At 71.3% G+C, this 19,622-nt stretch carries 20 protein-coding genes; 10 read left to right on the top strand and 10 right to left on the bottom strand.

What is annotated here, in order from left to right; translation table 11 throughout:
• Position 1: 1 nt before the first annotated feature.
• Both pgfA and QSK21_RS18035 read left to right on the top strand, forming a co-directional pair.
• Complete coding sequence (pgfA, locus tag QSK21_RS18040) at positions 2 to 1,015, top strand: cell envelope lipid trafficking protein PgfA (protein WP_285697195.1); 1,014 nt, start codon at positions 2 to 4, stop codon at positions 1,013 to 1,015.
• Entirely contained in the window at positions 1,012 to 2,130 is a 1,119-nt protein-coding gene (locus QSK21_RS18035; RefSeq protein ID WP_285697194.1) for a DUF1214 domain-containing protein, read from the top strand. The genes pgfA and QSK21_RS18035 overlap by 4 nt, the downstream gene beginning before the upstream one ends.
• 80 nt (positions 2,131 to 2,210) lie before the next feature.
• Here the strand turns inward: QSK21_RS18035 and QSK21_RS18030 are convergent, their stop codons facing one another.
• Together QSK21_RS18030 and QSK21_RS18025 are read right to left on the bottom strand one after the other, a co-directional pair.
• The gene (locus QSK21_RS18030; RefSeq protein ID WP_285697192.1) at positions 2,211 to 3,449 is read right to left on the bottom strand and encodes an alkyl sulfatase dimerization domain-containing protein; all 1,239 of its coding nucleotides are present in this window, start codon (positions 3,447 to 3,449) and stop codon (positions 2,211 to 2,213) included.
• 117 nt (positions 3,450 to 3,566) lie between these two features.
• Entirely contained in the window at positions 3,567 to 4,133 is a 567-nt protein-coding gene (locus QSK21_RS18025) for a TetR/AcrR family transcriptional regulator (RefSeq protein WP_285697191.1), read from the bottom strand.
• 224 nt (positions 4,134 to 4,357) lie between these two features.
• Here QSK21_RS18025 and QSK21_RS18020 point away from each other — a divergent pair, with 224 nt between their 5' ends.
• From QSK21_RS18020 to QSK21_RS17995, 6 genes are all read left to right on the top strand, one after another.
• Positions 4,358 to 4,813 carry an NfeD family protein gene (locus tag QSK21_RS18020; RefSeq protein WP_285697189.1) on the top strand — a complete coding sequence of 152 codons (456 nt, stop codon included), beginning with the start codon at positions 4,358 to 4,360 and terminating at the stop codon, positions 4,811 to 4,813.
• Positions 4,801 to 5,877 (top strand): SPFH domain-containing protein, encoded by a 1,077-nt coding sequence (locus QSK21_RS18015; RefSeq protein WP_285697188.1) that lies wholly within the window; start codon positions 4,801 to 4,803, stop codon positions 5,875 to 5,877. The genes QSK21_RS18020 and QSK21_RS18015 overlap by 13 nt, the downstream gene beginning before the upstream one ends.
• 78 nt (positions 5,878 to 5,955) lie before the next feature.
• On the top strand, positions 5,956 to 6,555 hold the full coding sequence (locus QSK21_RS18010) for a hypothetical protein (RefSeq protein ID WP_285697187.1): 600 nt from the start codon (positions 5,956 to 5,958) through the stop codon (positions 6,553 to 6,555).
• A 129-nt stretch (positions 6,556 to 6,684) separates the two neighbouring features.
• The gene (locus tag QSK21_RS18005; RefSeq protein WP_285697185.1) at positions 6,685 to 7,011 is read left to right on the top strand and encodes a YciI family protein; all 327 of its coding nucleotides are present in this window, start codon (positions 6,685 to 6,687) and stop codon (positions 7,009 to 7,011) included.
• Positions 7,012 to 7,018: 7 nt separating this feature from the next.
• On the top strand, positions 7,019 to 7,288 hold the full coding sequence (locus QSK21_RS18000; protein ID WP_285697184.1) for a sigma factor: 270 nt from the start codon (positions 7,019 to 7,021) through the stop codon (positions 7,286 to 7,288).
• A complete protein-coding gene (locus QSK21_RS17995) occupies positions 7,246 to 7,593 on the top strand; it encodes an MFS transporter (protein WP_285697183.1) in 348 nt (115 codons plus the stop codon). The genes QSK21_RS18000 and QSK21_RS17995 overlap by 43 nt, the downstream gene beginning before the upstream one ends.
• Before the next feature lie 63 nt (positions 7,594 to 7,656).
• Here the strand turns inward: QSK21_RS17995 and msrA are convergent, their stop codons facing one another.
• Both msrA and msrB read right to left on the bottom strand, forming a co-directional pair.
• Positions 7,657 to 8,163 carry a peptide-methionine (S)-S-oxide reductase MsrA gene (msrA, locus tag QSK21_RS17990; protein WP_285697182.1) on the bottom strand — a complete coding sequence of 169 codons (507 nt, stop codon included), beginning with the start codon at positions 8,161 to 8,163 and terminating at the stop codon, positions 7,657 to 7,659.
• A 9-nt stretch (positions 8,164 to 8,172) separates the two neighbouring features.
• Entirely contained in the window at positions 8,173 to 8,640 is a 468-nt protein-coding gene (gene msrB, locus QSK21_RS17985; RefSeq protein ID WP_285697181.1) for a peptide-methionine (R)-S-oxide reductase MsrB, read from the bottom strand.
• Between the two features lie 186 nt (positions 8,641 to 8,826).
• Between msrB and QSK21_RS17980 the strand changes: the two genes are divergently transcribed.
• The gene (locus QSK21_RS17980; RefSeq protein WP_285697179.1) at positions 8,827 to 9,324 is read left to right on the top strand and encodes a hypothetical protein; all 498 of its coding nucleotides are present in this window, start codon (positions 8,827 to 8,829) and stop codon (positions 9,322 to 9,324) included.
• Positions 9,321 to 9,620 carry a transcriptional regulator gene (locus tag QSK21_RS17975; RefSeq protein ID WP_285697177.1) on the top strand — a complete coding sequence of 100 codons (300 nt, stop codon included), beginning with the start codon at positions 9,321 to 9,323 and terminating at the stop codon, positions 9,618 to 9,620. The genes QSK21_RS17980 and QSK21_RS17975 overlap by 4 nt, the downstream gene beginning before the upstream one ends.
• A gap of 14 nt (positions 9,621 to 9,634) precedes the next feature.
• Here QSK21_RS17975 and QSK21_RS17970 read toward each other — a convergent pair whose 3' ends face one another.
• The 6 genes from QSK21_RS17970 to QSK21_RS17945 form a co-directional block, all read right to left on the bottom strand.
• Positions 9,635 to 13,336: a discoidin domain-containing protein gene (locus tag QSK21_RS17970; RefSeq protein WP_285697174.1), complete on the bottom strand. Its 3,702-nt coding sequence runs from the start codon at positions 13,334 to 13,336 to the stop codon at positions 9,635 to 9,637.
• Positions 13,337 to 13,432: 96 nt separating this feature from the next.
• Positions 13,433 to 14,557, bottom strand: a complete 1,125-nt coding sequence (locus QSK21_RS17965) for a mandelate racemase/muconate lactonizing enzyme family protein (protein ID WP_285697171.1) — start codon at positions 14,555 to 14,557, stop codon at positions 13,433 to 13,435.
• Complete coding sequence (locus QSK21_RS17960; RefSeq protein ID WP_285697170.1) at positions 14,554 to 15,612, bottom strand: Gfo/Idh/MocA family protein; 1,059 nt, start codon at positions 15,610 to 15,612, stop codon at positions 14,554 to 14,556. The genes QSK21_RS17965 and QSK21_RS17960 overlap by 4 nt, the downstream gene beginning before the upstream one ends.
• A 34-nt stretch (positions 15,613 to 15,646) precedes the next feature.
• Positions 15,647 to 16,639: an ABC transporter permease gene (locus QSK21_RS17955; protein ID WP_285697168.1), complete on the bottom strand. Its 993-nt coding sequence runs from the start codon at positions 16,637 to 16,639 to the stop codon at positions 15,647 to 15,649.
• 43 nt (positions 16,640 to 16,682) lie between these two features.
• Positions 16,683 to 18,209 carry a sugar ABC transporter ATP-binding protein gene (locus tag QSK21_RS17950; protein ID WP_285697166.1) on the bottom strand — a complete coding sequence of 509 codons (1,527 nt, stop codon included), beginning with the start codon at positions 18,207 to 18,209 and terminating at the stop codon, positions 16,683 to 16,685.
• A 5-nt stretch (positions 18,210 to 18,214) separates the two neighbouring features.
• Complete coding sequence (locus QSK21_RS17945) at positions 18,215 to 19,321, bottom strand: sugar ABC transporter substrate-binding protein (protein WP_285697164.1); 1,107 nt, start codon at positions 19,319 to 19,321, stop codon at positions 18,215 to 18,217.
• Positions 19,322 to 19,622 lie beyond the last annotated feature (301 nt).

Here is a 19,622-nt window from a genome sequence, read left to right as displayed (position 1 = left end):
GATGAGGGCGGCGCGCGCTTTCGGCCCGGTGACCGTCACGGGTGGTGCCTTCCTGCTCACCCTCGCGCCGCTGCTGCGCTTCCACGTGGCACCGCAGATCATCACCGCGCCCGCGAACATTCACCAGGTGACGCGGCTGCACGCCACCAACGCCACATACCTGGACACCACGGCCCTCACCGTCAGGCGCGGCGCACGGATCACCGCCGTGAACACCGTGCGGGGCGATGTCCGTGCCAGCGACGACAGGATCGCCGTCTGGGACTCGTTCACCTGGATCGGGGACGCCACCACCGGCGCGGAGCTCGAGCTCCAGTCGCAGCGGGTGGCCTTCGACCGCCGGACGGCGCGGCTGTACAACATCCGGGGCGCCGCCGTCGACGGCGACACCGGGGTCAGGCAAACGGGGATCGGGCCGTTCTGGCCGATCGGCGTGCAGAAGCGGACCTATCACGTCTTCGACGCCAAGACCCGCACGAGCCGCGCGATGACCTTCGCCGGTGTCGAGCGGATCCACGGCGTCACCGTGTACCGGTTCGTCCAGCGCGTCGAACCGACGGTGCTCGCCTCGGCGCCGACCCGGGTTCCGGTGTCGCTGCTCGGCCTGGACGGGCTCCGCGCGGGATTCCCCGGCTATGACGCCGGACGCGGTGACATCGAGGTGGACCGGGTCTACGAGGGGACGCTCACGGTGTGGGTCGACCCGCGCACCGGCACCCGGATCGACCAGCGCCAGCAGAGCAAGACCGTCCTCCGCACCAAGGACGGGGTCGATCGGCTGGTCGTCGGCGATCTCACGTTCCGGCTGTCCGAGGCCGACCGGCGGGACCGGGCGATCCGGGCGGACAGGACCGCCCGCAAGATCGCGCTGATCCGGACGATCCTGCCCCTGGCCGCGGCCGTACTCGGCACGGCCGTTCTGGCGGTGTACCTGGCGGCTCGTTCCCGGCGGGGTGGCCGTCCGGTGGCCGCCTCCGCGCCCACGCGCGAGACCGACCTCAAGGAGCACGCATGACCGCGCGACGTACCGAGCCGTCTCCGGCCGAGGCGGGCTCACATGCCCCGAACGGCTCCCGTCCCCTCGAAAGCGTGGCGGCCTGGCGGGAGCTGCTCGACACGCTCGCCGAGACGGGCGAGGTGGTGACGAGCCTGGCGGACGGCGTGCCCGCCGCCGATGTGGCGGAGGGCTTCGGCCACATCCTCAACGTCCTGGCCGACCAGTTCGAGCGGGCGGCGCTGCGGCGATCCCGCCATCCGGTGTTCTTGCCGGGCGTCACACCGGTGCGCAAGTTCTTCTTCGACAATCCCGACACCGACTACGACATCGCGGTGCTCGGCAGGAGCCCGCGTTACCGGATCCACGGGAACCGGGGGACCTGCACCTACCTGTCGTTCTGCGTGTACTCCGCGTTGGGCCGGGACGCGACGACCCGGCTGGTCAACCTGTCCGACCGGGACATGCACTTCTCGCCGGACGGTGACTTCGAGGTGATCCTGTCACCCGAGGAGGTGCCGGGGAACTGGCTCCGCATCGACACGGGCTCGCGGGCGGTGATCGTCCGGCAGTACTTCCTCGACCGCCGGACCGAGGTCCCCGCCGAATACCGGATCGAGGCGCTGGACGACCCGCCCCCTGATCCACCGTTGGACGACCTCGGCTTCGCGCGTGCCGTGCGTACGGCCGCCATGTTCGTCCAGGCGGCGACATCGCTGGCGGTCCAACGGGTCGAGACGTTGCGCGCAACACCGAACCGATTCGTCCAGATAGGGGAGCACGGTCCCTACAGGACGCCGGACAACGACTACCTCGCCTGCTGGTACCGGCTCGGCGAAGACGAGGCGCTGCTCATCGACGTGGAGCCTCCGGAATGCCGTTACTGGGGCGTTCACCTGGCCAACCGATGGGGGCAGTCCCTGGACCACCGGACCCGGCGGACGGCGCTCAACGGCCGTACCGCGACGCCCGAGGCCGACGGAAAGGTCCGTGTCGTGGTGTCCGGGACCGACCCCGGGTCGCCGAACTGGCTCGACACCAGCGGCCATCCCGAAGGATGGGTCCTGTTCCGCTGGCTTCTCGCGGACGAGCCGGTCGTGCCCAACGTCGAGCGGATCAAGCTCACGAGCCGGTGATCTGGGCGAAGGCCCGGTAGCGAAGAAATGCGCCCTCCCCGGCGTCCGTACTCGGGACGCGGGGGAGGGCGCATTCCGATTCAGCCGTTGGCGGCGGCCAGATAGATGCCCCGGGTCATCAGGGACGTGGCCGACTGGGAGAGCGCGGAGAAAATGTGGCGGTAGGCGTCCTTGATGGCATCGTCCTCCGGCGCGGCCTGCCGGGCCAATTCGATGAGGGAGGCCGCGAGCCGCGGTTCGGAGTCCTCCTCCAGCGCCCGGCGGGCGCGTTCGGCGAGATCGTGCGGGCCGCCGGCGAGTTCCGCCAGCACCGAGGCGAGCCGGTCCGATCGAGGCGGTTTGAGCGAGGCCGGATCGCCGTCCCACCACCCGCCGTAGAGGCGCCAGATGTTGCGGACGATGAATTCCGGCTCGTCGTAGGCCGCCCGCAGGTAGGGCTTGGCGGCCAGGTGCTCCGGAGCGCGAACGGTATGGATGATCTCGGAAAGGCGCGCGCCGCCGTTCATCAGCTCCAGGGTCTGGGACACCAGCGATTCCAGGTATTCCGCCACATCGGTCAACGCCGTCCGGACGCGGTCCTTCCCGGCGATGGGGACGCCGTGCCCTGGGAGCAGAAGCGATGCGTCCAGTTCGGCCATCGCCCTCAGCGCCGCGGCCCACTCGGCCGGATAACGCTGGACCTTCTGCGGGTTCCCGCAGTTGGGCGAGTTCCAGATGAACAGGTCACCGGCCAGCAGAAGGTCCCGTTCGGGAACGTAGGCCCAGGTGTGGTCGTCGGTCTCGCCCCGCGCGTGATGCAACTCGAAGGTGAGTCCGCCGACGCGCAGCCGGTGGTCGTCGCGATAGGTGAGGTCGGGATATCTGAAGGTCTCGGGCCAGCGGAACTTCGGGTTCGCGAACTGCCGCGCGTTGACCACCTGGTTGTAGTCCCTGGTCAAGGTATAGCGGTCGAATCTGTCCTTGACCGCCTCGTGCGCGACGACGACGGGGCGTTCCCGGCCGTTCCGGTCGGCCTCCTCGTCGAAGGGGCCGAGACCGAGGACATGGTCGATGTGCCCGTGCGAGTAGATCGCATATCGAACGGGATCGTCCCGCCAGGCTCGAATGGCCCGATGATTGCGCCTGGCCGTGTTCGGGGCCCCGGTGTCGAAGAGCACCAGGCCCTCGTCCGTCGCCAAGACGATGACGTTCGCGAACGTGGGCACCACGGCGATGCCGTCGGCGATGTCGAATGCCACTCCCTGAGGTAGGTCGCCGTTGAGAAGCCCTTCCATGCGGGCCTCGCCATGCCACATCCGTTCCGCATACCGCATCAGCATGACCACACTATTGCACTCAGAGTGCAAAGATGCCAGTGCGCGATGGAAACGATCTCGGGAGACACGTGGACGGGCCGACGGACAAGGAGGCCGCGGCCCGGCGCCCGACGACGGCGATCAGGCGGCTAGCAGCCTGCCGAGCAGTTCGCGGAAGCAGCGCCGCCTGTCCTCCGCGCTCAGCCGCCGCAAGTGGTACCAGGCGCCCCAGCTCACGGCGGCGTCCACGATGTCGGGAAGCAGCGGGTCCCGTCCGGAGAACTCCGCCGCGAACACCTCCGCGAGCATGCCCCGCAGCCACTCGTCGCCCTCGTTGATCAGCCCGGACACCACCGGGGAGGTGGATGCCGCGAGCGCCACCCGCCGGACCGGCGTCATGGTCTCGTACACCCGCTCGAGCTGGTCGACGAACCGGGCGATGCGCTCGGGAAGCGGACGGGCGGGGTCGATCGGCTCCACCGTGGCGAGCAGCCGCTCGGCCTGGCGGCGCCCGGCCTCCACGTACAACTCGTCCAGATCGGAGAAATGGACGAAGACGCTCCGGCGGGACACGCCGGCCCGGGTGGCGATCGCGGCGGCGGTCGGCACCCGCCCGGACTCGCGCAGGAGGTCCAGCAGGGCCTCGGTGATCGCTTTGCGGGTCTGCTCCGGGCTACGCGAACGCTGAGGTGAGGCGGCCGTTCCCATGGAACCGCCAGTAGACCAGTCCCCGTACACCAGCGCAAGCGCACGCCCTGCCGACAGTCCGGCACGCCGCCCCACCGAACCCACACTCGTACCGCACGACGCCACCCGCTGCCGGCCGCGCTCCTTCGCCTGCACGCCGACGACCGCGCCGATGGTTCAGGCGCCTTCAACGGAGATACGGTGAGAGAAGGGCACAACGACTGCCTGCCCGCAAGGAGACGCCAATGGAGGCGTGGGTCGTCTGGCTGATCATCGCCGGCTTCTTCGCGGTCGCCGAGGTGCTGACCTTCACCTTCGGCCTTGGACTGCTGGCGGTCGCCGCCGCGGCCGCATGCGTGGCGAGCGCGGTCGGGCTTCCGGTAGGCGTGCAGATCGCCGTGTTCGGCGCGACGTCGGCGGCCGGGCTCGGTGTCGTCCGCCCGTTCGCTCTCCGCCATGTGCGGCGGCCTCCGGTGCTCAAGTCGGGCGCCGCGGCGCTGGTGGGGCGGGAGGCCGTGGCGCTCACCGAGGTGACCAGGCATTCGGGCCTGGTGCGCATCGGCGGCGAGGAGTGGTCCGCGCGGCCGTTCGCGCCCGACCTCGGTGTCGTCATTCCCGAGGGTGCCCGCGTCGACGTTCTCGCCATCGAGGGCGCGACCGCCCTCGTGCACCCACGAGAGGAACCGTTATGGACGTTGTGACCCAAGCCGTCATCGGTGCGATCGTTGCGGTGGTGGCGGTCGTCGTCGTGCTGCGGACGGTGTGGATCGTCCCGCAGGCGCGCGCCCAGAACGTGGAGCGCTTCGGCCGGTATCTGCGGACGCTGGAGGCCGGGCTGCACTTCGTGGTGCCGTTCGTCGACAAGGTCCGGCCCCGGATCGACCTCCGTGAGCAGGTGGTGTCGTTCGAGCCGCAGCCGGTCATCACCGAGGACAACCTGGTGGTGCGCATCGACACGGTCCTGTACTTCCAGGTGACCGATCCGCGGGCGGCCGAGTACGAGATCGCGGACTACATCCAGGCCATCGAGCAGCTCACGGTGACCACGCTGCGCAACGTGATCGGCGCGATGGACCTGGAGGAGTGCCTCACCTCGCGGGAGAAGATCAACAGCCAGCTCCGCATCGTGCTGGACGAGGCGAGCGGCAAGTGGGGGATCCGGGTCAACCGGGTCGAGATCAAGGCGATCGACCCGCCGCCCTCGATCAAGGAGGCCATGGAGAAGCAGATGCGGGCCGAGCGGGACAAACGGGCCGCGATCCTGACCGCCGAGGGCGTACGGCAGTCGAAGATCCTGACCGCCGAGGGCGAGAAGCAGAGCGCCATCCTGAACTCCGAGGGTGCCCGGCAGTCCGCCATCCTGCGGGCCGACGGCCAGGCTCAGGCGATCGACCGGGTGTTCACCGCGATCCACCGCAACGATCCCGATCCCAAGCTGCTGGCCTACCAGTACCTACAGGTGCTTCCCGAGCTCGCCAAGGGGAAGGGCAACACCTTCTGGGTGATCCCGAGCGAGGTCACCAACGCGCTGCAGGGCGTCAGCAGAGCGTTCGCCGAGGACACCGGCGAAAGCACGGGCCCGAAGGAGCCCCCGCACGATGCGGTGAACGCCGAGGAGCGGGAGGACGACTCCGGACCCGCGGCGCTTGAGGCACCGTCCCGGAACCGCGCGGCCGAGGTGGCCAGGGCGGCGCAGGAGGCGGCCGCCGAGGCCCGCCAGGAAGCCGAGAAGGCCAAAGCGGACGGCCTCGACGCCCGCCCGTGACGCGCCGCCGCCACGGAGGGCCGTGGCGCTCGTTCGCCTGTCGATAAGGGCGTTCACCTGGGCATCTACAGTGAGACCATGACGACGGTCGAGGTGGTCGAGCTGCTGGTGTCGCCTGTGCATCGGTACGCGGGACGGCCTGGGGACGGCGCGGCGCCGGGTCCGGACGACGAGCTGGTCGATCGCATCGAGGTGCGGCGGAACCTGGGCATCGTCGGGGACCGGTACTTCGGCAAGCCCGCACACCGGAACGCCTCGATCACGATCATGTCCGCGGAGAACCTGCCCGTGGACATCGACCCGGCGGTGGGCCTCCGGCAGACACGCCGGAACATCCTCCTCCGGGGCATCGACATCGACTCCTTCGCGGGCCAGACGGTGGCTCTGGACAGCGGCGAGGGTCCCGTGACGCTCGCGGTGAACCGCCCGGCACGGCCCTGTGCGTGGATGACCGCCGTCATCGGTCCCGGCGCCCAGCGCGCGATGCTGGGAAAGGGCGGGGTGCGGTGCACGCCGCTGTCCGACGGAGTGCTCACCCTCGGAACGGCGGGTTTCTCGGTGGTCACCGCGTCCAGCGGTACGGACAACGCGGTGTCGGGCCTGCGTCGCGAACGGCACCCGTCCCGCGGCGCGCAAGCTGCTGTTCGACCGCATCGACGGGGACGATCCGGAGACTAGCGCGACCCAGAACCCGTCCAGCGGGAGGTTCCGGGAAACTCGGTGCCTCGCAGTGTCCATCGGCGGGGCCTCGGTTCGTCGTGTTGGCATGGCGTCGTGTTGACGCGGCGAACGGAACGGAGAGGTGAGATGCGGTACTTGATGCTGGTCTGCGTGGACGAGTCCGTCGAGGCGACCGTGGAGGACCCGGAGCCCACGGCGTGGGCCGAGGAGATGGACGCGCGGGGCGTGCGGAGACTCGGGTCGCGGCTGCGCCCGGTCGCGGATTCCACCACCGTCCGGGTGCGCGGCGGCGAGGTGCTGCTGTCGGACGGGCCCTTCGCCGAGACCAAGGAGCAGATCGCCGGGTTCGACCTGATCGAGTGCGAGGACCTGGACGAGGCTGTCGAGATCGCCGCCGCGCACCCGGCCGCCCGGTTCGGGACGATCGAGGTCAGACCTCTCTGGGAGGCGTGAGCCGGACGTGACCGAGGCGGGGGTCGCGGACGCGTTCCGGCGGGAGTGGGGCCGGGTCGTGGCCACGTTGATCCGGGCCACCGGTGATTGGGACCTGGCCGAGGAGTGCGCTCAGGAGGCTTTCGCCCAGGCGTTGCGGACCTGGCCCCGCGACGGCGTTCCGCGCCGTCCCGGGGCCTGGCTGACCACGACGGCGCGCAACCGTGCCCACGACCGGCTGCGCTTCTCGTCGGGGTGGGCACGATCACCGGGGCCGCGGGCCTGGCCGTCGCGGTGATCAGCCCGTGGCCCGTCCTCACCGTCGCCGGGTTCACCGTGATGGGCCTGGGCCTGGCCACTCCGCTGCCCGTGCTGTTCAGCGTGGTCGGGCACGAGGGCGAGGACACCGGCCCCGGAGCCGCGGGTCTTCTCTCCCGCTTCACCACCATGACGTACTCGGGCATCCTGCTCGGCCCGGCCCTCATCGGCTGGTCGGCGCAGGGTGTCGGGCTCAGGTGGACGCTGGCCCTGCTGGTCCCGCTGCTGGCCGCCCTCCACCCACTGGCCGGGACGGCCCTCAGGAGGGCTCGTCGACACTCGTGATCGTGCGGGTTGCCTTCCCCGGTAACGCGCCGGCGCGCGGACGGGGTCCGCGCGCCGGTAGTGTCAGGCGTTCGCCCGCTTCGGAAGCCTCCACCCGGGACGGGGGAAGTGGCAGGTGTAGCCGTTGGGGTACTTCTGCAGGTAGTCCTGGTGCTCGGGCTCGGCCTCCCAGAAGTCGCCGGCCGGGGCGACCTCGGTGACGACCTTGCCGGGCCACAGGCCCGAGGCGTCGACGTCGGCGATCGTCTCCTCGGCGATCCGCTTCTGCTCGTCGCTGGTGTAGAAGATCGCCGAGCGGTAGCTGGTGCCGATGTCGTTGCCCTGGCGGTTCTTCGTCGTGGGGTCGTGCACCTGGAAGAAGAACTCCAGCAGTTCGCGGAAGTCGGTCTTCTCGGGGTCGTAGACGACCTCGATCGACTCCGCGTGGGTGCCGTGGTTGCGATAGGTGGCGTTCGGGACGTCGCCGCCGCTGTAGCCGACGCGCGTGGACACGACGCCGGGCTGGTGGCGGAACAGCTCCTGCATACCCCAGAAGCAGCCGCCGGCGAGGATCGCCTTTTCGGTGGTCACGTCGTCTCCCTACTCGTCGTCGGTGTCACCAGTGAACAGGGTGCGGTATTCGCCGTACCCCTCGTCCTCCAGGTCGTCGAGGTGGATGAACCGCAACGACGCGGAGTTGATGCAGTAGCGCAGTCCGCCCTTGTCCAGGGGGCCGTCGTCGAAGACGTGGCCGAGGTGGCTGTCCCCGTGCCGCGAGCGGACCTCCGTACGGACCATCCCGTGGCTGAAGTCCTCGCGCTGGACGACGTTCGTCTCGGCGATCGGCTTCGTGAAGCTCGGCCAGCCGGTGCGGCTGTCGTACTTGTCGACCGACGCGAACAGCGGCTCGCCGGACACGACGTCGACGTAGATGCCGGGCTCGTGGTTGTCCCAGTAGGCGTTGGCGAACGGACGCTCGGTGCCGTCCTCCTGGGTCACGCGGTACTGCTCCGGGTCGAGCCTCGAGACGGCTTCCGGGTTCTTGTGGTAGCGGGTCTGCTGGGGCATGCCTCCCCCTTCCCAGGCCCTTCAGAGTGAAGCTGTGGAAAACCAGGTGAAACGCACCTGGACGTGCACATACAGACATCCCACAGGCCGGCTTTATTCCCCCCGAGGGCCGCTCCGTGGGGGGTGTTTCCGCATCGGAAACCTGACTCTTGCCATACTGGAAACTCACGGGCTAGAGTTTCCGGCATGGAAACTGATGCTGGAGCGCACCTGCCGACGCCCGAGCAGGCCCGCGCGGCCTTGGCCGACACCGACCACGTCCGCGCGTCCGTCGCGGCGCTCTCGGCCACTCCGTGGCAGCCCTGGTTCGCCGCGACGATCACGGCGATGTTCGTCGTGCTGCCGATCTTCCTCGGCGGCGCGCTGGCCGAGCCCGAATGGCTGATGCCGCAGTGGGCGTGGCTGGTCACCATGGTCGCGACCGAGACGGTGTTCTCCGCGCTGCTGGCCCTCGCGGCCAGGAACTGGCGCGCCAAGACGGGCGTGGCGCTGCGGCTCGACATCCTGCCGAAGTGGGCGGTCGTGTCGGCGTTCACCGTGCTGCCGCTGCTCATCGTGGGCGCCGGGTACGCGTTCCGGTACACCCAGCAGCCGCTATGGCTGTTCGGCGCCGCCTCCGTGGGCGCCGCGGCGTCCATCGGCGCCCACCTCTGGTTCGTCCGCCTGCACCGGAAGGCCCCGTGACCGCCTCCGACCCGGTGGCCGGCTTCAACACCACCATCCACGCGCCCAACAGGCTGCGCATCTGCGCCCTGCTGAACACTGCGGGCGAGGCGGAGTTCAGCGCGGTCCAGCGGCAGCTCGGCGTATCGGCGTCCGTGCTCAGCAAGCACGTCACCGTGCTCATGAACGCCGGATACGTCGAGCAGCGCAAGGCGGTCCGCGACACCCGGCAGCGGGTGTGGCTGAAACTGACCCCACAGGGCCGCGAGGCCTATCGCGCCCACCACGCCGCACTGCGGGCCATAGTCGGCCCCTGAGACGGCTCAGGCGCTCATGGGCGGCGCACCTCCAGTTCGGCCGTCTGGACGTTGCGCGGCGGTCGGATCCTGTCCCAGGAATCGGTGATCGACAGTTGCAGGTAGCGTGCCGTGACGGCCGGGAAGGCGGTGGTGACGGGGCCGTTCGCGGCGTCGGGCACCGTGGCCACGGTGCGCCAGGTCCGGCCGTCGTCGCTGACCTGGATCTGGTACGCCTTGGGACCGTACCCGGTGCGGGGACGCATGGTCACCGAGCCGAGGGTCAGCGGGTGCCCGAAGTCGACGCCCAGCGTGACCGGTCGCGTGGGGGAGGGGCCGTCGCCGGGAGCCGTGCCGTCGCTCACCCAGAAGGACGCCGGGTCGCCGTCGAAGGCGAGGCCGGGCGGGAAGGCGCTCTGGTGGTCGACGGCGAACCCGGCGGGCCACCGCGATCCCGACGGGTTGAGCGCCAGGTTGTCGGAGAAGGACAGGTCGATGGACGTCTCGGCCGCCACACCGCCCGTCGTGGTCGTGACCGTGAGCCGGCCGGTTCCGCTGAGCCGGGACCCGTTCGACAGCTCGAAGGCGGCGTTCGCCGACCCGTGCGCCGGGACGCGCAGATCGGCGGTGGCGGGGGTGACGGTGATCCCGTCCGGCGCGGTCGCGGTCAGGCGCACGTCGAGGGGCCGGTCGGCATTGCTGCGGACGGTCACGGCGGCCTGGTTCCAGCCGCCCGCGGCCAGGGGCAGCGACGGCGCGTCCGGGACGAGCGTGATCAGTGGCAGTACCGGCGCGGTCACCGAGCCGGTCGTGGTGGTCCGCCGGCCGGCGGCGCGGTAGGTCAGGGACGCGCCGATGTCCGCCGCCGTCCCGGGGCGCGCCGATGGCGACACGGTCGCGGTGAGCTCGACGGTGGTCGCCTTGCCGGGCGGCAACGTGGTGAACGCCGGGACGTTCGAGGGCAGTGTCCACCCCTCGGGCCCGCGTAGCGACAGCCGTCCCGCCACGGCGGCCGCCGCTCCCCGGTTGAGCAGCGTCGCGGTGAGCCGGAGCGGCTCGCCCGGCAAGGCGGGGCCGGACGCGCGGAGCCCGACGACGACCCGCAGCGAACCTTGGGCGGCGATCAGTTCGGTCTCCACGCTCCGCCGGGCCGCCGCGACCGCGGCGGCGACGTCGCCTCGGCCCGCGGAAAGACGGCCGGTCCAGCGCAGGGCGTTCGCGACGGCGACGGCCGCGCGCCCGGTGTCCGGCCGCTCGGCGGTCACCGCGCCGAGGGCGTCGGCGATGCCGCGGTCCACCTGCGCCGCGGTGGCGGTCAGGCGCGCGGCCTCGGCCGGGCCGATCCGGCCCGAAGCCCGCCAGCCGGCCACCTTCCGCCGCAGGTCGCTGATCGTGGCGTGTGCCGCGCGGAGATGCTCGTACTCGGGCCCGGCCAGGATGAGCCGGCCGTCCACCATCCGCGCGGTGAGGGTCTCGCCGGGCTCGATGACCCGGACACCGGCCCAGGTCCGGCCGTCGCGCACGTACCGCACCGTCGCCCGTACCGCCGAAGCGCCGGGGTTGGTCAGGACGGCGCGGTCCTCACCGTCCTGGCGGGCGAGCAGTTTCCCGTCGGAGTGGACGAAGTAGCGGAGCACCTCGCCGGTCGAGGCGGGCGCGCCGAGCCCCATGGTCACCGCGGCGGTGTTCCCGGTGATCTCGGCCTGCTCGCGCGTGACCGGGGCGCCTCGGGCGTCGTCCAGGGACAGCCTGGCGGTGGGCTCGCCGGACCACCGGGCGACCGCGAGCCTGCCGGTGCCGTCGTCGGAGCGGGCGAGCAGCGCCGACCAGCCGGCCGGAACGGACGGCTGGCTCGCGGTCCCCGCCAGCCGGGCGGTCGTCTCATGGTCGGCGAGCGGGAGCACCACGGCGCCCCTGTTGCCGCTGCCGTCGCCGATCGAGCCGGTGACCAGCGTGGTGTCGTTGGTCCCCGTGGTCCGCTGTGCCCTGATGCCGCTCCCGCCGAGCACGACCATGCCCAGCCGGTCGGCCAGGTTCACCCAGTTCCCGCTCAGGTCGCCGAGGCCGGTGCCGCCGGCGGAACGCACCGGACGCTCGCCGGTGACGCCCGGGATGTGCTCCATCGAATAGGTGAAGGCGCTGCCGGTGCCGCGGTCGAGCAGCAGGGTGACGCCGTCGGGGAACGCGGTCATCGAGAAACCCCGGTCGCCGATGGTCCCGGCGGTGGAGAACCGGTCCTGCCGGCAGTCGCAGGTGTACTCGCCGGGACCCCGCGCCGTCCCGATCAGGCTCTGCGGGGCGTAGTAGGTGAACACGGGGTCGTCGAGGTGCCCTTCGGCGCGCGGGACGACCAGGCCCATCGGCCGTGCGTCGTCCCACGACATCGTGGCGATGGACCGGGCGAACCGGCCCTGGACGAGCTGCGCGTCAGGGTGGTGCCGAACCCCGGCGGTCCTGGCGCGCTCCCGCTGGTACTCGCTCTCGGACGGCGTGGGCGACGGCCCGAAGAGCGTGTGGTGCCACCAGGAGCCCGCGAGCCGCTTGACCAGCATGCTCTCGTAACCGAGCTCGGGCTGGCCGAGGATCGAGCCGTTCTGGTGGGTCGACTGGCGCCGTGCCACGGTGGTCAGGGCCCGCGACTCCAGCACCGAGGCGTCCGGCCGGCCGAACCGGGTGGCCAGGATCGACAGGTAGCCCAGATGCTGGTAGTCCTTGCTGGTCCAGTCCTGGCCGGCCGGCATGATGAGGTCGCCGTCGTCGGCGGCGAGCGGGCCGAGGACGCGGTCCCAGATCTCCCGCGTCCGGAACGAGTACGCCTCGGGCAGACGGTGCCCGGCCTGCGCTTCGATGATGGCCGCGTCCCCGACGTTCAGATGGGTGACCTGCTGGTAGATCGGATTGAAGAAGCCGTGGTTCTCCAGGGTCAGGTCGGGCTTGAGGTTGACCGAGGCCATCCGGTCCTTGACCGGCCGTCCGTCCACGACCTGCTCCGACTCGGCGTCGGCGGCGGTGGACGAGGCGTTCAGGGCGAGCTTGATCGACGTCTCGCGCCAGGTGGGCGCGCGCGGGTCGTCGGGTGACAGCACGGCCGCCAGGGCGGGGGTCGGGGCGTTCCAGGCGTTGTCCTCCGCGCCGGTGTCGCCGTCCCTGGCCGTCGCGATCGGCTTGGTGACCAGGATGTCGGCCTCGGCCTCCACGACCTTGCGCACCAGGGCGCGGGTGTCCCCGTCGAGCCGGTCCCACAGCACCTGAGCGGCGAAGCCCCAGAGGTAGGTCTCCAGGGACGCCTGCCAGGTGCCGCCGCCCCACTTGTCGTACCCGGCGCCGGACAGCTTGTTGGTGAGGGCGGTGTAGCGGATCGAGCGGATGGTGTGGTCGAGCATCACCTCGCGCGCCACCCCGCCGAACGACCGCTGCCGCGGCCTGGCCTTGAGCAGCGTGGCATACACGAACGCGATGTCGCCGGCGCCGCGCGGCTGGGTGACGCCCGAACCCGTGGCCAGGTAGCGGCCGGTGTTCGGCTCCGGGATGTCCGAGTCCCGCCAGTAGCTCTCCGCGTGCGGGACGAACTTCTCCAGGATGGAAAGCAGCAGTTCACGTTTCTGCTGGTCCGTCAGAACGGAGTATCCCGTCGGCGCGGCGTGGGCGGCGGGCGGCCGGAGCGGCCCCGCGGTGACGGTCAGGCTCACTAAGAGGACGGTGACGACGGCGATGGCGGCTCGGACGCGTCGGTTCACGGCGCGATCTCCCCTCGGGGTGGCTCGGGGCTGGGTGGTTCGGGGGTTGGGTGGCTCAGGGGTTTGGGTGGCTGGAAGCTTCGGGTGGCTTGGGGCTCAGCGGTCCATGCGGTAGTGGGCCACCGCGGCGGGGTCGACCTCGATGCCGAGGCCGGGCCCCTCGGGCTGGGGCAGGACGCCGTCGCGCGGCTTCGGCGCGGCGGCCAGGTCCCTGTGCAGCGGGTTGGCCAGCGGCTGCACCTCGAACTGCCGACAGCACGGATGGGCGTACGAGACCGCCAGCGCGGCGGCGAACGAGACAGGGCCGGCCCAGGCGTGCGCGTTCGCCTGCCGCCCGGCGGCCTCGACGAGCCGGCAGGACCGGCTGAAGCCGGTCACGCCCTCGGTGCGCCCCGGGTCGATCCCGACGACGTCCACGGTTCCGGTGGCGAGGATCCTCTGGACGCCGCGAACCGTCCACTCGCGCTCGCCGTAGGCGATGAGCGTGGCCGTCTTGGCCCGCAGCGTCGCGTAACCCTCGGGGTCGTCGGCGCCCAGCGGCTCCTCGATCCAGTGCAGGCCGTGCTCCTCGAACGCCCGCACCCGGCGTACCGCCTCGGCCACGGTCCACCGGTTGCGCACGCCGAGATCCACCATGATCTTCGGCTCCGGTCCGAGCGCGGCGCGCAGCGACCGGACGAACTCAACGTCCCGGTCATGGTCGAAGCCCAGGTGTGCCTCGCCCCGCTTGCCGAAGCCGACCTTGATCCCGGCCGCCCTCTGGTCGGCCACCCAGCCCGCCATCTCCTCGGCGCCCTCCCGCAGCCCGGCGCGGGCGGCGTGGCAGGACACCACGGCGGGCAGCCCGTCGTGGACGGGACCGCCGAGCAGGTCGAGGACGCGCTGCCCGGTGATGCGGCCCTTGAGGTCCCACAGGGCGGTGTCGATGGCCGCGTGGGCGAAGGTGGCGATGCCCCCGACGCCGTACCACCAGGTGTGGTCGCGGACGGCCTGCCACAGCGCGGAGGTGTCGCGCGGGTCCCGTCCGACCAGGACCTCGGACAGGCCGCGGACGATCTCGGCCGTCGCGAGCGTGGCCTCCGGCCAGATCGTGACGGCCTCGCCCCAGCCGACCGGCCCGTCGCCCGCCGACACCCGTACCAGGCAGACATGCCGGGTCCCGCCGTGGTCGTTGGGCTCGGTGTAGGCGAGCGGGACGGCCTCGACGGCGTCGATCCTCACGACCGGGCCTCCAGCCGTCCGCTGCGGGCGCTCCGGTAGGCCAGGTCGAGCGCCTCGACGGTGCGCGCCCCCAGGTCACCGGGAGCGGCGTTGGCGCCGGCATGGCCCAGGGCCGCGTCGACGAGGGCGTTCGCCGGTCCCCACGGCTGGTACGCCCCGTCACCCGGCGACACGGGCAGCCTGATGTCGGTGCCGTCCGGCCGGTAGAGCCAGACGAGCTCGCGCTCGACGTCCACCAGGAGCTGACCCTCGCTTCCGATGGCGCGTACCTCCAGGGCGTGCTTGTTGTCACCGGCGCCGAGGTGCGCCGACCCTCCCGACAGCGTTCCGACGCCGCCGCCGGTGAACCGGAGCGCGATGGCGTCGTGCAACTCCACCGGCGCCTTGCCGGGCGCGCTCATCAGCGCGAACGCGCACTCCACGCGCTCGGGCACCAGATGCAGGGCGAGCCCGAGCGCGTGCGAAAGCTGCGCCTGCCCGTATCCGCCGCCGGACACCCGCGGGTCGGTCCAGGTCGCCGGTTCGGGGACGGTGTCCGGATCCGCGTCGGGATAGGCGCCGGTGTTGGACAGCAGCTCGCGCGTCTGGGACGACATGTGGACGGTCAGGTGCTCAAGCCGCCCCAGGCCGTGCTCGTCCACCAGCCGCCTCGCCGCGCGGATCATGGGGGAGTAGTTCCAGCCGAAGCTGATCAGCAGTTCCCGCTCGGCCCGGCGGGCGGTCTCGACCAGGTCCCAGGCGTCCTCCGGCCGGATCGTCATCGGCTTCTCGCACAGGACGTGGGCGCCCGCCTCAAGCGCGGCCCGGACCTGCTCGTGGTGCAGGGCCGTGGGGGAGGCCACCACGCAGATGTCGACCCCCGCGTCGAGGACGTCCCGGTAGTCCTCGGACGCGACGCGGAAGCCGTACCGGTCCTTGATCCGGCGCAGCGCCTCGCCTCCCTTGCGGCAGACCCCGGTGAACTCGATCTCCTCGCCCCGTTCCGCCAGCGCGGGAAGGTGCGCCGCCACGGCCCAGGACCCCGCTCCGATCACACCCAGTCTCAGCTTGCCCATGCCCCATGCCTCTCGTGGTCACGCCGTGCCGCGGTCACGACGCGGAGAACCGCTGCCGGATCTGGTCGAACGACACCGCCAGGATCAGCAGCGATCCGCGTGCGACGTCCTGCCAGAACGAGCTGACGTTCATCAGCGTGAGCCCGTTGTTGAGCACCCCGATCAGTACCAGCCCCAGCACGGTGCCCATCACCGTCCCGCGGCCACCGGAGAGGCTCGCACCGCCCAGTACTATCGCGGCGATCACCGACAGTTCCAGCCCGGTGGCGGCCACCGGCGAGGCCGCGCTGAGCTGTGAGGTCAGGATCAGCCCCGCGAGGGCCACCGCCATCCCGGACAGCACGAACCCGGTGAACACGCTCCACCGTCCCCGGATCCCGACGAGCCGCGCCGCCGCGGGGTTGGCGCCGGTCGCGTACAGCGAGCGCCCGTAGACGGTGTAGCGCATGACCAGCGCCCCGGCGGCGACGATCACGGCGAAGATGACCACCGGGACGGGGATGCCCAGGAAGCGGGACGTGCCCAGCAGCGTGAAGCCCGGGAACAGCGCCGTCTGCCCGTCGGCCAGTAGCTGGGTGAGGCCGCGCAGCACCGCGAGCATGCCCAGCGTCGTGATGAGGGCGTTCACGCCCACGACCGACACCAGCGTCCCGTTGACCACTCCCACGGCCAGCCCGGCCAGCAACGCGACCAGGACGCCCATGGTGATGCCGTGGTCGGTTCCGACGGTCGCGAGCACCACACCGCAGAACGCGGCCCCCGACCCCACCGACAGGTCGAACTGACCCGAGATCAGCAGCATCGTGCCCGGCACCGCGATGATCCCGGTCACCGAGATCGCGGTGAGGATGTTGAGCAGGTTGGACGAGCGCAGGAAGAAGTCGCTCTGCACGCTGAAGAAGATCACCAGCACCACGAGCACGGCCAGCAGCGCCGCGAACTCGGGCAGGCCGCGGCCGGTCCTGTCATCGGACGGCGGCGGCGTGTCCCGCCGCTCCGGCGCCTTGGTCACCACGTCATCGGCCACGGGCCCGATTCCCTCCGGCTGTGTCCTGGTATGCCATGTCCCCTCATCCTCCGGCCGCGTCGGTCAGTGCCCTGGTCGTGACGTCGTCGCCGCCGAGCTCGGCCACCACCCGGCCGCGGGCCATCACCAGCGCCCGGTCGGCGAGCTGGACGACCTCCTCGTAGTCGGAGGTGGCCACCAGAAGCCCGGCCCTGCCCGTCACCAGCTCGCGCAGGGCCGTGTAGATCTCCTGGCGGGCCCCGACGTCCACGCCCCGGGTCGGCTCGATCAGGATCAGCAGCTTGGAGCCGCGTTCCAGCCAGCGTCCGAGCAGCACCTTCTGCTGGTTGCCACCGGACAGCGTCGCGATCGGCTGCCGCGGGCCGCGCCCGGCCCTGATCCGTAGCGCCTCGCGCCATCTCGCGTACGCGGCGTCCTCGCGGCGGGACGTCAGGACGCCCAGCCTGGACATCAGCGGCCACGACGGCGCCGCGAGGTTCTCGGCCACCGGGCGCACGGCGAATCCGCCGTCCCGCTGCCGGTCGGCGGGCAGCAGCCCGACCCCCGCCCGGATCGCCGCGGCCGGGTCGCGGAAGGACCGCGCGTGCCCGTCCACCTCCACGGTGCCGGACGTCAGCGTGCGCAGCCCGAAGGCAGTCTCCGCCACCTCGGCGATCCCCGAGCCGACCTTCCCGTACAGGGCCACGACCTCACCGGGCGCGACCGACAGCGAGACATCGGTGAACACGCCGTCGATGGACGCCTCCCTGAAGCGCAGCACGGGTTCCGCCCCCTCGCGCGCCGGGGAGACGGCGGCCGGCCTGGCCACCGTGCCGGCGGAGCGGCCGATCATCGCCGAGACCAGCTCGTCCCTGCCGACCGAGCCGACCGGAGCCGACAGCGCGGTCCGCCCGTCGCGCAGGACCTGCACGCGGTCGGCCAGCTCCCGGACCTCGTCCAGCCGGTGCGTGATGTAGATGATCCCCACGCCCCGGTCGCGGAGCCGCCGGACGAACCGGAACAGCCGCGCCACCTCCTCCGACGACAGCGCGGCGGTCGGCTCGTCCAGGATGAGCACGCGCGCGTCGTCGGTCAGCGCGCGGGCGATCTCCACGATCTGCCGTTCGCCGATGCGCAGCGCGCCGACCGTGGCGCGCGGGTCGAGGTCGGCGTCCAGCTCGGCCAGGATTCCCGCCGCGCGTGACCGCATGGCCGCCCAGTCCACCCGGCCGGCGGTGGTCGGCCAGCGTCCCAGGAAGACGTTCTCCGCGACGCTCAGGGACGGCGCGTCGGCCGGCTCCTGGAAGATCATCCGGATGCCGAGCGCGCGTGCCCGCTTCGGGTCCAGGGCGTGGACGGACACGCCTCCGAGCGAGATCGTCCCGCCGTCGGGCCGGTGGTCGCCGGCCAGGATCTTCACGAGGGTGGACTTGCCCGCGCCGTTCTCACCCAGCAGCGCCAGCACCTCGCCGGGGCGCACGTTCACATCCACCCCGTGCAGGACCGGCACCCCGGCGAAGGACTTGTGGATACCGGTCGCCGTGAGCAGCGAGGGTCGCGCCGTCGTCGCTTCGGTCGTTTCCGCGGTCATGGACGTCAGCAGCCCGAGGGCTTGTAGAAGGCCCCGATGTTCGACGAGTTGATGATCGTGTGCTTCACGTAGAGCCGCTTCGGGACGTCCTTGCCCTTGATCAGGTCGATGAGGTAGGGGACGCCGATCTCGCCGTAGCGCTCGGGGAAGTAGGCGGTGTCGGCGACCCAGTGCGAGTTCTTGGAGATCTCGCAGTGGGCCGAGGGGTCGGCACCCTGGCCCGCCATGTACAGGTCGTTCTGGCGTCCGGCGGTCCTGGCGGCGGCCAGCGCGCCCAGGATCGCGTCGTCGTTGATGGCCGCGACGACGATGCGCTTCGCGCCCGGCAGCGAGGTGAGCACGTCGGTGAAGGTGGTGCGGGCGTTGTCGATGCGGAACGCGTTGACCTGCTTCAGGTTCTTGATCTGGCCGCACTCCTCGGTGAAGCCCTTGCGCTGGCCGTCCATGCGGGCCTGGTTCACCTCGCCGGCCTCCGGCTGCTCCATCGAGACGAAGGCGTCGTACTCGCAGTCGAACACCTGCTTGAAGTACCGGCCCAGGGCCTTGCCCGCGAGGTAGCCCGCGTTGGCGTTGTCGGCTCCCATGAACGCGCGCTCGCACGGCGGCTGGTGGATGTCGATGCCGATGACGGGCACCTGCGGCCCGGCCTGGCAGATGGACGCCGCCGCCTTGGAGTCGGGCTGGAAGTTCAGGTAGCCCTGGACGCCCTGGGTCTTGAAGTTCCGCACGCAGTCGAGCGCCGTGGCCGCGTCCCCCTTGGAGTCGCAGAAGACGAGCTGGGCGCCCGCGGCGGCGGCCTGCTTGCGGACGCCGTCGCTCACCAGTTTGCCGAACGGGACGTTCTCACCCAGGGAGATGTATCCCAGTTTCAGTCCGCGTCCGCTGCCGGGCGTGGCCTGGCGGAAGTCGACCGCGCCCGCCGACGGGGTGGTCGGCGCCGCCGTCACGGCCTTGAGCGCTTCGCGTGCCTTCGCGGCGTCCGGCTCGTCGTCACCGCCCTGGCCCGGACCTGTGCTGCAGGCCGCGGCGAGCGCGAGCGAACCGGCGAGCGCCGCGCCCTTCGCCGCGCCCTTCGCCATGCGCGCGCCAAGCCTTCCGTCACCGAGCCACATGCCGGCCTCCTCGTCGATACAGCGGTCGATATGGCAGTCGATCCGGAACCAAATCCTGGAATCCTTTCCAGAAGCGATCCCTTTCGTAGTCCGTGCGCCATGAGGCTGTCAAGACCTTGCGGCGCCTTGAGCGGCAGATCTTGGCTTGTGGAACGGGGTCCTGCGAGCCGGGGTCGCCGCGCCGCGTGGTTGATGACTTGGCCGCTCGCGGGTTACGGTGCACACGCTCCTGGAATCGTTACCAGTGGATCGCGCGATCCGTGACCGCGATCCGTGACCGAGAGAGCCCGTGACCGAAAGA

Source organism: Actinomadura sp. NBRC 104412 (assembly GCF_030269515.1).
Taxonomy (GTDB): Bacteria; Actinomycetota; Actinomycetes; order Streptosporangiales; family Streptosporangiaceae; genus Spirillospora.
The sequence above is the reverse complement of the archived record's forward strand: the minus strand, read 5'-3'. Positions and strand labels throughout refer to the sequence as shown.

Coding starts and splice junctions, on each gene's coding strand:
- pgfA (WP_285697195.1), top strand. CDS start 2: ATGAGGGCGGCGCGCGCTTTCGGCCCGGTGACCGTCACGGGTGGTGCC.
- QSK21_RS18035 (WP_285697194.1), top strand. CDS start 1,012: ATGACCGCGCGACGTACCGAGCCGTCTCCGGCCGAGGCGGGCTCACAT.
- QSK21_RS18030 (WP_285697192.1), bottom strand. CDS start 3,449: ATGCTGATGCGGTATGCGGAACGGATGTGGCATGGCGAGGCCCGCATG.
- QSK21_RS18025 (WP_285697191.1), bottom strand. CDS start 4,133: ATGGGAACGGCCGCCTCACCTCAGCGTTCGCGTAGCCCGGAGCAGACC.
- QSK21_RS18020 (WP_285697189.1), top strand. CDS start 4,358: ATGGAGGCGTGGGTCGTCTGGCTGATCATCGCCGGCTTCTTCGCGGTC.
- QSK21_RS18015 (WP_285697188.1), top strand. CDS start 4,801: ATGGACGTTGTGACCCAAGCCGTCATCGGTGCGATCGTTGCGGTGGTG.
- QSK21_RS18010 (WP_285697187.1), top strand. CDS start 5,956: ATGACGACGGTCGAGGTGGTCGAGCTGCTGGTGTCGCCTGTGCATCGG.
- QSK21_RS18005 (WP_285697185.1), top strand. CDS start 6,685: ATGCGGTACTTGATGCTGGTCTGCGTGGACGAGTCCGTCGAGGCGACC.
- msrB (WP_285697181.1), bottom strand. CDS start 8,640: ATGCCCCAGCAGACCCGCTACCACAAGAACCCGGAAGCCGTCTCGAGG.
- QSK21_RS17980 (WP_285697179.1), top strand. CDS start 8,827: ATGGAAACTGATGCTGGAGCGCACCTGCCGACGCCCGAGCAGGCCCGC.
- QSK21_RS17960 (WP_285697170.1), bottom strand. CDS start 15,612: ATGGGCAAGCTGAGACTGGGTGTGATCGGAGCGGGGTCCTGGGCCGTG.
- QSK21_RS17950 (WP_285697166.1), bottom strand. CDS start 18,209: ATGACCGCGGAAACGACCGAAGCGACGACGGCGCGACCCTCGCTGCTC.
- QSK21_RS17945 (WP_285697164.1), bottom strand. CDS start 19,321: ATGTGGCTCGGTGACGGAAGGCTTGGCGCGCGCATGGCGAAGGGCGCG.